10 protein-coding genes are annotated in these 12,967 nt (G+C 70.1%); 2 read left to right on the top strand and 8 right to left on the bottom strand.

Annotated elements, in window-relative coordinates; translation table 11 throughout:
- Nucleotides 1-437: 437 nt before the first annotated feature.
- Entirely contained in the window at nt 438-1,445 is a 1,008-nt protein-coding gene (locus AB0D14_RS40100) for a stage II sporulation protein M (RefSeq protein ID WP_362788963.1), read from the bottom strand.
- 116 nt (nt 1,446-1,561) lie between these two features.
- On the opposite strand from AB0D14_RS40100, the gene AB0D14_RS40095 reads away from it, so the two are divergent.
- On the top strand, nt 1,562-2,599 hold the full coding sequence (locus AB0D14_RS40095; protein WP_362788961.1) for an RDD family protein: 1,038 nt from the start codon (nt 1,562-1,564) through the stop codon (nt 2,597-2,599).
- 25 nt (nt 2,600-2,624) lie between these two features.
- On the opposite strand, the gene AB0D14_RS40090 is transcribed toward AB0D14_RS40095, so the two are convergent.
- The gene (locus AB0D14_RS40090) at nt 2,625-3,269 is read right to left on the bottom strand and encodes a hypothetical protein (RefSeq protein ID WP_362788959.1); all 645 of its coding nucleotides are present in this window, start codon (nt 3,267-3,269) and stop codon (nt 2,625-2,627) included.
- An 81-nt stretch (nt 3,270-3,350) separates the two neighbouring features.
- On the bottom strand, nt 3,351-4,808 hold the full coding sequence (gene ahcY / locus AB0D14_RS40085; protein WP_362788957.1) for an adenosylhomocysteinase: 1,458 nt from the start codon (nt 4,806-4,808) through the stop codon (nt 3,351-3,353).
- A gap of 439 nt (nt 4,809-5,247) precedes the next feature.
- Here ahcY and AB0D14_RS40080 point away from each other — a divergent pair, with 439 nt between their 5' ends.
- Complete coding sequence (locus AB0D14_RS40080) at nt 5,248-7,404, top strand: fructose-specific PTS transporter subunit EIIC (RefSeq protein WP_362788955.1); 2,157 nt, start codon at nt 5,248-5,250, stop codon at nt 7,402-7,404.
- Nucleotides 7,405-7,536: 132 nt separating this feature from the next.
- Here AB0D14_RS40080 and AB0D14_RS40075 read toward each other — a convergent pair whose 3' ends face one another.
- From AB0D14_RS40075 to AB0D14_RS40055, 5 genes are all read right to left on the bottom strand, one after another.
- Complete coding sequence (locus AB0D14_RS40075; protein ID WP_362788953.1) at nt 7,537-8,514, bottom strand: cation diffusion facilitator family transporter; 978 nt, start codon at nt 8,512-8,514, stop codon at nt 7,537-7,539.
- Between the two features lie 188 nt (nt 8,515-8,702).
- Nucleotides 8,703-9,854: a mannose-6-phosphate isomerase, class I gene (gene manA / locus AB0D14_RS40070; RefSeq protein WP_362788951.1), complete on the bottom strand. Its 1,152-nt coding sequence runs from the start codon at nt 9,852-9,854 to the stop codon at nt 8,703-8,705.
- Between the two features lie 99 nt (nt 9,855-9,953).
- On the bottom strand, nt 9,954-11,081 hold the full coding sequence (locus AB0D14_RS40065; RefSeq protein ID WP_362788948.1) for an SIS domain-containing protein: 1,128 nt from the start codon (nt 11,079-11,081) through the stop codon (nt 9,954-9,956).
- A 74-nt stretch (nt 11,082-11,155) separates the two neighbouring features.
- Entirely contained in the window at nt 11,156-11,326 is a 171-nt protein-coding gene (locus tag AB0D14_RS40060) for a Trm112 family protein (protein WP_362788945.1), read from the bottom strand.
- 273 nt (nt 11,327-11,599) lie between these two features.
- Nucleotides 11,600-12,964, bottom strand: coding sequence for a phosphomannomutase/phosphoglucomutase (locus AB0D14_RS40055; RefSeq protein WP_362788942.1), 1,365 nt, complete (start codon nt 12,962-12,964; stop codon nt 11,600-11,602).
- Nucleotides 12,965-12,967 lie beyond the last annotated feature (3 nt).

Below are 12,967 nucleotides of genomic sequence, written 5' to 3'. Positions count from 1 at the left end.
CTGGCGTTGATTTTTGGCACGCTGTTGAGTTCTCAAGGAACGGACGCTTCCTTTGTACTCACCCTCTCGGGCTTTCCTCCGGGCGCTTCCCTTCGTGTTTCCAACCTTACCAGATCCGTTTCCCGTTCCGTTTCCGGTCGGAATTCATTTCCAGTGGCCAGTTGGTAGGCCTTTGCCTATTCGATTGCCTAGTGGCTTTCTTTCGGCGAGTCCGACTTTATCAGAAGTTTTCGACCGGCCTGACCGGCCACTCAATTCTGATTTGTCGAGAGGCGCTTCACCGGATTCGAATTCCAGGAAGCTCACAGAGACTAACTGCCGCCACCGAGCTTGTCCAACTCTAGGCAACTGTTCGAATCTACCTCCCCACACGTCCCGTGTCAACGGTTTTTGTGGGGCAAAGAGGAGACTAGCAGCCTGGCCGGTGTGCCTGCACATCAGGCCGCGGTCGGTACGGAGGCGCTGCGCTCGGCCTCCTCGACGTCGCCCGTCTCGCCGGCCCGCGCCGCACGACCGCCCAGGACGTAGACGTATGCGAGGAAGAGCAGTTCGGCGGCTATGCCTATGCCGATGCGGGCCCAGGTCGGCAGACCGGACGGGGTGACGAAGCCTTCGATGGCACCGGAGACGAAGAGGACCAGGGCGAGGCCTATCGCCATACCCAGGGCGGCCCGTCCCTCCTCGGCGAGGGCCGCACGACGGGTACGCGGGCCCGGGTCGATGACGGTCCAGCCGAGGCGCAGCCCGGTGCCGGCCGCCACGAAGACGGCGGTCAGCTCCAGGAGGCCGTGCGGGAGGATCAGGCCGAGGAAGGTGTCGAGGCGGCCCGCCGAGGACATCAGGCCGAGGCCCACGCCCACGTTGAGCATGTTCTGGAAGAGGATCCAGACGACCGGCAGGCACAGGAACCCGCCGAGTACCAGGCACATCGCGGCCGCCTGGGCGTTGTTCGTCCATACCTGGGCTGCGAAGGACGCCGCGGGGTGGCTCGAGTAGTACGTCTCGTACTGGCCGCCGGGACGCGTGAGTTCCCGCAGCTCGCTGGGGGCCGCGATCGAGGACTGGACCTCGGGATGTGTTCCGATCCACCACCCCAGGAGGACGGCGAGCGCCGTTGACAGCAGCGCGGTCGGGACCCACCAGTGTCGTGATCGGTAGACCGCGGCCGGGAAGCCGTGCGTGAGGAAGCGGGTGACATCGCGCCAGGAAGCACGGCGGGTGCCTGTCACAGCGCTGCGCGCGCGGGCCACCAGTTGGCTGAGACGGCCGGTGAGCTGGGGGTCCGGGGCGCTGGACTGGATCAGGGAGAGATGAGTCGCCGTGCGTTGGTACAGGGCGACGAGTTCGTCGGCCTCCGCGCCGGTGAGGCGGCGCCGGCGGCTGAGGAGCGCGTCGAGCCGGTCCCACTCCGCGCGGTGGGAGGACACGAAGATGTCGAGGTCCATCGGGTTGGCTGCTCCTCGGCTGCTCGTCGTGTGGTCAGCTTGTCGCACTGCGGCGCGATGTGCCTCAGCTTGGCAGACTGGCTGTTCTCAAGGCAGTTCGGGGAAGGACGGCGGGCGTGAGTGAGCTTGTGACGGGCGAGGCGGTGGCGCTGGAGCTGCGGCCCGCGAAGCTGCCGAGTCGAGTGCTGGCCGTGGTACTCGATCTGGTGGTGTGGGTGACCGCGTATGTCGCCGTGCTGATTGCCCTGGCCCTGTCCACGGCCGCTCTCGATGAGGCGGCTCAGGCAGCCGTGTCCATCGCGGCGTTCCTTCTTCTGCTGGTCGGCGGGCCGATCGCGGTGGAGACGCTCAGTCACGGGCGTTCGCTCGGGAAGCTGGCGTGCGGGCTGCGGGTGGTGCGGGACGACGGCGGGCCCATCAGGTTCCGGCACGCGCTGGTGCGTGGGGCGGTCGGTGTGGTCGAGATCCTGATGACGTTCGGGGTCGTGGCGTGCGTCGCGTCTCTCGTGTCGGCGCGGGGACGGCGGCTCGGTGACGTGTTCGCGGGGACCCTGGTCGTGCGGGAACGGATTCCCGCCGGGCGTACGCCCTTTGTCCCTCCGCCGCCGCCATGGCTGTCGGGGAGGTTCTCCGGCCTTGATCTGTCCGGGGTTCCGGACGGTCTGTGGCTGGCCGTGCGGCAGTACCTGACGCGGATACAGCAGCTGGATCCGCAGGTCGGCCGGGCGATGGCGGAGCGGCTCGCGGCCGATGTCGCCGAGCGCACCGGGACCCCGGCGCCGCACGGAGTTCCGCCGGCGGCGTTTCTGGCGGCCGTGATGCAGGAGCGGCAGGCGCGGGAGGCGCGTCGGGCGTTCAGTGGCGGGGCTCCCGGCGGTGGCCCCGGCGGGTATCCGGGTGGGGGCGGGCCGGGCATGCCGTACGGCGCGGTTCAGCCGCAGGGGCCGATCGCGATCCAGGGCCAGGCTCCGATCTCCGGACCGATCCAGGGACCGGCTCAGGGGGCGGTCCCCGGTGCGGTCCAGGGCGCGGTCCACCCAGTGGTTGCCCAGCCTCCCGGGCCCTCGGTGGCCCCTGTGACCTCCCCGGTCCCGCCGGCTGTGCGGGAGGCCGACGCGGAGCCTCCCACCACCGGCTTCGCCCCGCCTGCCTGATCTCGGACCCCGCGCGGCACCGTCGTCAGGCGAAGGCCGACGGCGGTGATTCGAGGTCCTCCAGCTCGATACCGGGCGCGGAGAGCACCACGTCGCCGGACAGGTGCACGGTGTGCTGCTCGCCGGTGTCCAGGGCTGTGACCTGGTATTCCTCCACGGTCAAGGGGCCGTTGTCAGTGGCGTGTGTTTCTCTCGTGAGCAGAGCCCAGGACTGGTCGAGGGTGCGCGGGGCGAGGACCGGGTCCGTGAAGGCGACGAGGCGTACACGCGTGGCGGAGGCATCGGGGGTGAGGCTCAGCAGACGTGCGGTGGCGATGAGGAATGCGGGGGACGAGCCGGTGAAGGCGTGAGCGCGGACATTGCCTTCGGTGGCGTGATCTCCCGTGGGGTCGGTGCGGACCCAGGTGACGCCGTCGAGGGCGGCGCCTCGGACCTGCCAGCCCGACGCGTGGAGTTCGAGGCGGATGAGGCGGCCGCGGTCGTCGACGGCGAGGTCGACCGAACCGGCGGCTGAGCCGGCCTGGAGGGCGCCCCCGGGGCCTGTGCCGGAGGGGGTGGTCAGTTGGGAGACATAGCGCCAGCCGGACGGGCCGGGCGCGCAGTGGAACTGTTCCTCGGCGAGGGGGGTGTGGTCGTGCGGGTCATGGAGCGAATATCGGCCGCGGGGCATGGTGGCTCGGGTCCTCGTAGGGGGCAGGCCCCCACCGGTGAGGGCGAGGGCCTGCTGACAACCGTCTGGTGAGCGCCGGGCTCAGTAGCGGTACTGGTCCGACTTGTACGGGCCTTCGACCGGGACACCGATGTACGAGGCCTGCTCGGGACGGAGCGTCGTGAGCTTCACGCCGAGCGCGTCGAGGTGGAGGCGGGCGACCCTCTCGTCGAGGTGCTTGGGCAGCACGTAGACGTCGGTCGGGTACTCCTCGGGCTTGGTGAACAGCTCGATCTGGGCCAGCGTCTGGTCCGCGAACGAGTTGGACATCACGAACGACGGGTGGCCGGTCGCGTTGCCCAGGTTCAGCAGGCGGCCCTCGGAGAGGACGATGAGCACCTTGCCGTCGGGGAACTTCCAGGTGTGGACCTGCGGCTTGACCTCGTCCTTGACGATGCCGGGGATCTGCGCGAGGCCGAGCATGTCGATCTCGTTGTCGAAGTGGCCGATGTTGCCCACGATCGCCTGGTGCTTCATCTTGGCCATGTCCGAGGCCATGATGATGTCCTTGTTGCCGGTCGTGGTGACGAAGATGTCGGCCTTGTCGACGACCTCGTCGAGGGTCGTGACCTGGTATCCGTCCATCGCCGCCTGCAGTGCGCAGATCGGGTCGATCTCGGTGACGATCACGCGGGCGCCCTGGCCGCGCAGGGACTCCGCGCAGCCCTTGCCCACGTCGCCGTAGCCGAGGACGACGGCGGTCTTGCCGCCGATGAGGACGTCGGTGGCGCGGTTGATGCCGTCGATCAGGGAGTGGCGGCAGCCGTACTTGTTGTCGAACTTCGACTTGGTGACGGCGTCGTTCACGTTGATCGCCGGGAACAGGAGGGTGCCGTCGCGGTGCATCTCGTAGAGACGGTGGACGCCGGTCGTGGTCTCCTCGGTCACGCCGCGGATCTCCGAGGCGAGCCGCGTCCACTTCTGCGAGCCGCCCGAGATCGTCCGGTTGAGGACTTCCAGGACCACACGGTGCTCTTCGTTCTCGGCGGTGTCGACGGACGGGGCCTTGCCGTCCTTCTCGTACTCGACGCCCTTGTGGACGAGCATCGTGGCGTCGCCGCCGTCGTCCAGGATCATGTTCGGGCCGCCGGTGGGGCTGTTCGGCCAGGTCAGCGCCTGCTCCGTGCACCACCAGTACTCCTCCAGGCTCTCGCCCTTCCAGGCGAAGACCGGGATGCCCTGGGGGTTGTCGGGCGTGCCGTTCGGGCCGACCGCGATGGCGGCTGCGGCGTGGTCCTGGGTGGAGAAGATGTTGCAGGAGGCCCATCGGACATCGGCGCCCAGGGCGGTCAGGGTCTCGATGAGTACGGCGGTCTGCACGGTCATGTGCAGGGAACCGGTGACACGGGCGCCGGCGAGGGGCTGCGCCTCCGCGTACTCCCTGCGGATCGCCATCAGACCGGGCATCTCGTGCTCGGCGAGGGTGATCTCCTTGCGGCCGAAGCTGGCCAGGGAAAGGTCGGCGACCTTGTAGTCCTGCCGGTTGTCGACAGTGGTCATACGAGCTGCTCCTCGGGTTGGGACGGGGCCGGGGTTCGGCTGGTCTGCGCGGCGGCGGGCACGGTGAGCGCCCCACGGGGCACACGAATGCCCGGTGCCTTGCGCAGCGCAGTCCGTCGGAGGCCCTCTCTCCCACGGTCGGTCCGCCTGGACCGCCCGACCGCCATCAGCAGCGACGTCTGGCTCGGTTACGAACTTACACCGATCGGCGCAGTGGGCCCCAGTCCGCCCGCGAACAGATCAAGCGGATTTCAAGGTAACGAGAGAGGAGGGACAAGGAGCAACAATCCTTTGCATTATGGGGCATTTGGACTTTTGGTCCTGTCCGGGGGCTGTTGCAGGATGCCGGAGATCGGGAACATGTGCGCGACCTCGCGGACCGCGATCCCCCACGACGACAGAACGCGCTCCCGCATGACAAAGGCGTTAGGAGATCCACGTGACCAGTCCGGCCGGCCTTCCCCCCACGGGTGGCGGCACCGGCGAGCAGCAACGAACGAGGCTGCTCGCGGTGACCGCGTGCCCCACCGGCATAGCGCACACCTACATGGCGGCCGAGAAGCTCTCGCAGACCGCGGAGCGGCTCGGCATCGACATGAAGGTGGAGACCCAGGGCTCGATCGGGGCCGAGAACGTACTCACTGACAACGATGTCGCAGCCGCGGACGGCGTGATCATCGCGGCCGACAAGGACGTGGACCTGAGCCGGTTCGCCGGAAAGCGGATCGTGAAGGTCGGGGTCGCCGAGGGAATCCGCCATCCCGAGCGGCTGATCGAGCAGGTGCGGACCGCGCCCGTCCACGGCGGGGGCACCACGGCCGGTTCCGGCGCCGGAGCGGCCGGGTCCGCGGGCGGCGGCGGAGGTGGCGGCGGCAAGGAGCGGGGAGTCGCGTACAAGGCGCTGATGAACGGCGTCAGTTACATGATCCCGTTCGTGGTGGTCGGCGGGCTGCTGATCGCGATCTCGCTCTCGCTCGGCGGACACACCGATCCGTCCGGCGGGCTGGTCATCCCGAAGGGCTCCTTCTGGATGGACGTCAACAACATCGGCGTCATCGGGTTCCAGCTGATGGTGCCGATCCTGTCCGGCTATATCGCGTACGCGATCGGGGACCGGCCCGCGCTGGTGCCCGGCATGATCGGCGGGTGGATCGCCAACACCGGTTCGCTGTACGACTCCGAGGCGGGCGCGGGCTTCATCGGGGCGATCGTGACCGGGTTCCTCGCCGGTTATCTGGTGCTGTGGATCAAGAAGGTCGAGGTCCCGAAGTTCGTCCGGCCGATCATGCCGATCATCGTGATCCCGATCGTGGCGACGACGGCGCTCGGACTCTTCTTCGTCTACGTGATCGGCAAGCCCATCTCCTGGGTCTTCGAGCATCTGACGGACTGGCTCGGCGGGATGACCGGCACCAGTGCCGTGCTGCTCGGCGCGATCCTGGGCCTGATGATCGCGTTCGACATGGGCGGGCCGGTCAACAAGACGGCGTTCCTGTTCGGTACGGGGCTCATCGCGACCGGCAACCAGGAGGTCATGGGCATGTGCGCCGCCGCGATTCCGGTGATGCCGCTCGGGCAGGGAGTCGCCACACTCATTCGCAGGCGGCTCTACACGGAGCAGGAGCGCGAGACGGGTCTCGCCTCGCTGTTCATGGGGCTGTTCGGGATTTCCGAGGGTGCCATTCCGTTCGCCGCGGCCCGGCCCGCGCAGGTCATCCCCGCCAACATGCTGGGCGGCGCGGTGGCCGGCGCGGTCGCTGGTCTTGCCGGGGTCGAGGACGCGGTGCCGCACGGCGGGCCGATCGTGGCGGTGCTGGGCGCCGTGCACGGCGTACCGATGTTCTTCGTGGCCGTGGCCCTCGGGACCGCGGTGACCGCGCTGACGACGGTGGCGCTCGTCGATGTCGGCGAGCGGAGGCGAACGAAGCAGATGGAGCAGATGGAGCAGATGGAGTCGACGAAGCAGTCGTCGGCCGGTGGCCGGGCGACGGCCGAGGGAGCGGCAGCAACCGCAGGTCCGGCGCCGCGGTCCGCAGTCGCGGTCGCCGAGGTGGGTGCGGGTGCGGCCACCACTGCCACGAGTGGGCGTACGGGCCCCGGCTCCGAGCCGGGGGTTTCCGCCGGCAGCTCGGCCGACGGTGAAGTGCTCTCCGGGTACCTCGGCGCCCGGACGGTGAAGGTTCGGCTCGCCGCCGGTGGCAAGGAAGCCGCGATCCGGGAGATGGCCGGGTTGCTGGCGGCCACCGGTAAAGTCACGGATGTCGAGGAGTTGGTGCGGACGGCGCTGCGGCGCGAGGAGCAGGGCACGACCGGGCTCGGCGAGGAGATCGCGATCCCGCATGCCAAGACCGATGCGGTGACCGCGCCGGTCGTGGGGTTCGCGCGGTCGGACGAGGGTGTCGAGTGGGGCTCGCTCGACGGTACGAAGGCCAAACTGCTCTTCATGATCGCCGTACCGGAGGCCGCCGCGGGCGACGAGCATCTGCGCATTCTGGCGCTGCTGTCCAGGAAGCTGATGGACACGGGGTTCCGTGAGCGGCTGATGACGGCCCCCGACGAGGCCGCGGTTCTCGACGTACTGCGCGAGATCCGGTAGCCACGCGGCAGCTGAGATCCTGTGTCCGAGCGGACATGGCCGGGGCCCGCCGAACTGTTCGGCGGGCCCCGGCCATGCACGGATCGCGTACAGGTCGCGTACGGGTCGCGTACGGAGATCAGTGTTCAGCGGTCAGTGTTCGGCGGTCGGTACCGGGCCACCCGGTGAGGCCTGCGGTTCCGCGCCCTTCGCTGCCTCGGCCTGGTTGTAGATGTCGGGCTCCAGGTAGATGACGCGGGCGATCGGGACGGCCTCGCGGATGCGGGACTCGGCGGCGTTGATCGCCGAGGCGACCTCGGAGGCCGTGTCGTCGTGCTGGACCGCGATCTTGGCGGCGACCAGCAGCTCCTCGGGGCCGAGGTGGAGCGTGCGCATGTGGATGATGCCGGTGACCGTGTCGCCGTCGACGATCGCGGCCTCGATCTTCCGGACCTCTTCGAGGCCGGCGGCCTCGCCCAGGAGCAGCGACTTGGTCTCGACGGCCAGGATGATCGCGATGACGATGAGCAGGATGCCGATGCAGAGGGTGCCGATGCCGTCCCAGACGCCTTCGCCCGTGGCCAGGGCCAGGCTGACGCCGCCGAGCGCGAGGACCAGACCGACCAGCGCGCCCAGGTCCTCAAGGAGGACGACCGGCAGCTCGGGCGCCTTGGCGTGGCGTACGAAGTCCTTCCAGGACTGCTTGCCGCGAGTGTGGTTGGACTCCTTGATGGCCGTCCAGAAGGAGAAGGACTCGGCGATGATCGCGAAGACGAGGACGCCCACCGGCCAGTACCAGTGCTCGATCTCGTGCGGGTGCTTGATCTTCTCGTAGCCCTCGTAGATCGCGAACATGCCGCCGACCGAGAAGAGGACGATCGAGACGAGGAAGGCGTAGATGTACCGCTCGCGGCCGTAGCCGAAGGGGTGTTGGGGGGTCGCCTCGCGCTGGGCCTTCTTGCCGCCGAGGAGCAGCAGGCCCTGGTTGCCCGAGTCGGCGAGCGAGTGCACGGACTCGGCGAGCATCGACGACGAACCGCTGAAGAGGAACGCCACGAACTTCGCTACCGCGATCGCGAGGTTGGCGGCGAGTGCCGCCACGATCGCCTTGGTGCCGCCTGACGCGCTCATGTGTTCCCGATGTCCCTTCGTCTGCCACTCGTCTGCCCGCTCGGCAGCCGCTTGGCTGCCACCCGGCCGCGGTCCGGCCACCGCCGGCCGTCGCCCGGCTGCCGTCCCGCGCTTTGCCTGCCCTTTGCGGTGGGTCATTGTTACAGCCCGGGCCCACCGCGGAGTGCCAGGCCGCCACAGTGACTCCCTCAGACGACGACCGTGGCCCGGAAAATCGTCCCGCTCCCGGACACTTCCACCTTTTCTCCGGCCGGTACGAAGACGGAACCACCGGGGACGAGCGAGTGGTCGCCCGTCCGTACGGAGCCCGCGGTGCACAGCAGGATCTGCGGGGTGCGGCGAGTGAGGTCGTGGGCGGGGCCGCCCGCCGGGAGGACGTACCGGGAGAGGCGGAACTCGTCGATGGGGGTCTCGTAGACCTCCTCGCCGTCCGGGGACGCCTCGGGGCGCAGTACGCCCGGGTCGCCCGCCTCGAAGCGGACGATACGCAGGAGTTCGGGGACGTCGACGTGCTTGGGGGTGAGTCCGCAGCGCAGCACGTTGTCGGAGTTGGCCATGATCTCGACGCCGAGGCCGTTCAGATACGCGTGCGGCACGCCGGCGCCGAGGAACAGGGCCTCGCCGGGCTGCAGTTGTACGTGATTCAGGAGCATCGCGGCGATGACACCCGGGTCGCCCGGGTAGTGGTGGGCGATACCGGCGTACGGGGCGTGGGCTCCGCCGAGCCGGGCGCAGGCCGCGGCGGCCTCGGTGACCGTGGTGGCCATCAGCTCGGGGTCCGCGGTCAGTACGGCGGTCAGCACCTCACGCAGCGCGGCCTCTTCGGGGTGGGCGTGCAGCAGGTCGACGTACGGCTTGAGGGAGTCGACCTCCAGGGCCGAGAGCAGCCCGGCCGCCTCCAGCGGCGCGCGGAATCCGCACAGGCCGTCGAACTCCGTGAGCGCACAGATCAGTTCGGGCTTGTGGTTGGCGTCCTTGTAGTTGCGGTGCGGTGCGTCGATCGGGACGCCGCGGCGCTCCTCGTCCTCGTATCCCTCCTTGGCCTGGATCAGGTCGGGGTGCACCTGGAGGGAGAGGGGGGCGCCCGCGGCGAGGATCTTCAGCAGGAACGGGAGGCGCGGGCCGAACCGGGCGACCGCCTCGGTGCCCAGTTCACGCTCGGGGTCCGCGTCGATCACCTCGGTGAGGGGGCCGCGGGGGGTGAGCGAGGGCGCGCCCGGGTGGGCGCCCATCCACATCTCGGCCTGCGGCTCGCCGGTCGGCTCGGCGCCGAGGAGCCGCGGGATGGCCGTGGTGGAGCCCCAGGCGTAGGGGCGGAGGGTGTTGTCGAGGCGGTCCATGCTCTGTCTTCTTCTCCGTACGTGTGCCGACTGGTACGCGTGCTGTTTCGACAGGTCCTGCGGGTTCTGCGGGCTCTGGTCAGGAGGCGTGGCTCAAGATCAGGCCGTCGAGGCGAGCGCCAGGTAAACGGCGGCGAAATCCGTGGTGGCGATCAGTTCGGCGAGTGTTTCCAGGTCGCCGCCCTCCTCCGGTTCGAGTTCGCTGATCGCCGTGTCGTGGCCGAGGGCCAGCTCGCGGGCGGCGGGCGCGGCGGTGCGGCCTCCCGCCGGGCGGTCGCGCAGCAGGACCACGCGCGCGTGGAGGACCTGTGCCTGCTCGACCCGGTCGCGGAAGAAGTCCTCGGGGTCCGCGCCCGCCGCCAGGGTGCCCGCGAGGAGCACGCTGTGCGAGGCCAGCGCCTCGGGCAGCTCGGCGGTCAGCGCGGGACGTCCCGCGAGCTCGGCCAGGGCGGCGACGAAACGGCGGCCCGCGGGGCCCGCGGAATCGCCCTCGGTCCAGACCACCGGAAGTGCCTCGGCCAGCTCGACGGCGAGCGTCTTGGCGGGATTGCTGTAGGTCGCGATGGCGGGGCCGCAGCGCTCGGCCACCTGGTCGAGACGGTCGGCGACCTTCTGCAGGGCTTCGGGCGGGGCCGCCAGGAGGCCGGTGCGGTCGAGCAGCGCGAGCAGCGGGGTGAGCAGCGCCCACAGCGAGCCGGGGGCCGAGGCGGCGGCCGGGGCCTGCGGCTCGTAGGGTGCGGTCGCCATCGGCACGCAGAGTCCGTGGGTGCCGGCGACCGTCTCGGTCAGCGGGGCTCGGGGCGGGCAGACGGCGACGACGGTGAGGCCTCGCCGGTAGGCCTGCTCGACGAGGAGCGAGAGGCCGGGCTCGCTGCCGTCCGGTGTCGCGATCAGGAGCAGGTCGACGGGGCCGGCCCAGCCCGGCAGTTCCCAGAGCAGTGCGCCCGCGGCGGGGGCCACCCCGCGGGGGGTGAGCCGGGTGACGGGGCAGGCGGCGCCGGCGAGCGACCCGAGCAGGTCGGCGACGCAGGTGGCGGCCAGGCCGGGGCCCGCGGTCAGGATGGCGCGAGGACGGCCGTCGGGCTTGAGCTCGGCGATCCCGGCCTCGTTGGCGTGTCGAACGGCCGTGCGGACGCGGGCGCCCGCCTCGGCGGCGCCGCGGAGCAGTTCCCGCCGGTCCGCGCCGGCCAGCGCCTCCTGGTCGTCGAGGAGTGATTCGTCGAACATGGCGGGCAGCCTCCGGACACCTGGCGTCACCTGGCGGGGTCGCTTCTTCGTCAGTGCTACGGGAAGTGCTTGGCCTACGCGGGGCGGCGGGCCTCGTCGACCAGGAGGACCGGGATGTCGTCCCGGACGGGGTACGCCAGGCCGCAGTCCTGGCCGGTGCAGAGCAGCTCGGCCTCCTGCTCCTTGAGGGGGGCGTGGCAGGCCGGGCAGGCGAGGATCTCCAGGAGGCCGGCTTCGAGCGGCATGTCAGGTCCCTTCGGGGGCGGGGTTCAGCGACGTATCGCGACGGTCGGCGGGGTGGGGCGAGGTCTTGCGGTGATGTGTGTGGCCTGGTTGGCCTGGTCAGGGTACCGCCGTGGCGGGCTGGGCGCCGGGGGTGTTCGCCCCCGCCGCCCCTTCCCGTCCCGTTCCTGGGGGCTGCGCCCCCAGCCCCCCTTGTCGGCCTGGACGGCCTGGACGGCCTCGTCCTCAAACGCCGGACGGGCTGAAAGACAAACCCACGGACGGGCTGGAAAAGATCAGCTTCTGATGATCGTCAGTACCTCGTCGCGGACCTTTGCCATCGTCGTCTCGTCGCGGGCCTCCGCGTTCAGGCGGAGGAGGGGCTCCGTGTTCGAGGGGCGGACGTTGAACCACCAGTCGGCGGCGGTGACGGTGAGGCCGTCGAGCTCGTCGAGAGTGACGCCCTCCCGGCCCTCGTACGCCGTCCTGATCGCGGCGAGGCGGGCTGTCTGGTCGTCGACCGTGGAGTTGATCTCGCCGGAGCCGGCGTAGCGGTCGTACTGGGCGACGAGGGCGGAGAGCGTGCCCTCCTGGCCGCCGAGGGCGGCGAGGACGTGCAGGGCGGCGAGCATGCCCGTGTCGGCGTTCCAGAAGTCCTTGAAGTAGTAGTGCGCGGAGTGCTCGCCGCCGAAGATCGCACCGGAGGTGGCCATCTCGGCCTTGATGAAGGAGTGGCCCACCCGGGTGCGTACCGGCGTGCCGCCGTTCTCGCGGACGACCTCCGGGACCGACCAGGAGGTGATCAGGTTGTGGATGACCGTGCCCTTGCCGCCGTGCCTGGCCAGCTCGCGGGCGGCGACCAGGGCCGTGATCGCGGACGGGGAGACCGGCTCGCCGCGCTCGTCGACGACGAAGCAGCGGTCGGCGTCGCCGTCGAAGGCGATACCGAGGTCGGCGGCCTCCTCGCGGACGCGCTTCTGGAGGTCGACGATGTTCGCCGGGTCCAGCGGGTTCGCCTCGTGGTTCGGGAACGTGCCGTCCAGCTCGAAGTACATCGGGACGAGTTCGAGGGGCAGGCCCTCGAAGACGGTCGGGACGGTGTGCCCGCCCATGCCGTTGCCCGCGTCCACCACGACCTTCAGGGGGCGGATCGAGGTCAGGTCGACGAGGCCGCGCAGGTGCGCCGCGTAGTCCTCCAGCGTGTCCCGCTGGGTGATCGTGCCCGGCGTCGCGTCCGAGGACGGGGCTCCCGAGTCGATCCAGGACTCGACGAGCCGGCGGATGTCGGTGAGGCCGGTGTCCTGGCCGACGGGGGTGGCGCCCGCCCGGCACATCTTGATGCCGTTGTAGCGGGCCGGGTTGTGCGAGGCCGTGAACATCGCGCCCGCGAGGTCGAAGGCCCCCGACCCGTAGTACAGCTGGTCCGTTGAGCAGAGCCCGATCTCGGTCACGTCGACGCCGCGCGCCGCCGCCCCGCGCGCGAAGGCCCTGGACAGACCGGGGGACGAGGGGCGCATGTCGTGCCCGGTCACGATCGCGTCCGCTCCCGTCACCTGTGCGAAGGCCGCACCGAACAACTCGGCCATCGTCTCGTCCCACTGGTCCGGGACCACCCCGCGTACGTCGTACGCCTTAACGAGCTGCGACAGATCAGCGGTCACGGC

It is taken from the genome of Streptomyces sp. NPDC048484, assembly GCF_040651415.1.
Lineage (GTDB): Bacteria > Actinomycetota > Actinomycetes > Streptomycetales > Streptomycetaceae > Streptomyces.
Note: the sequence above shows the minus strand (reverse complement) of the source record. Positions and strands in the feature narration are given on the sequence as shown.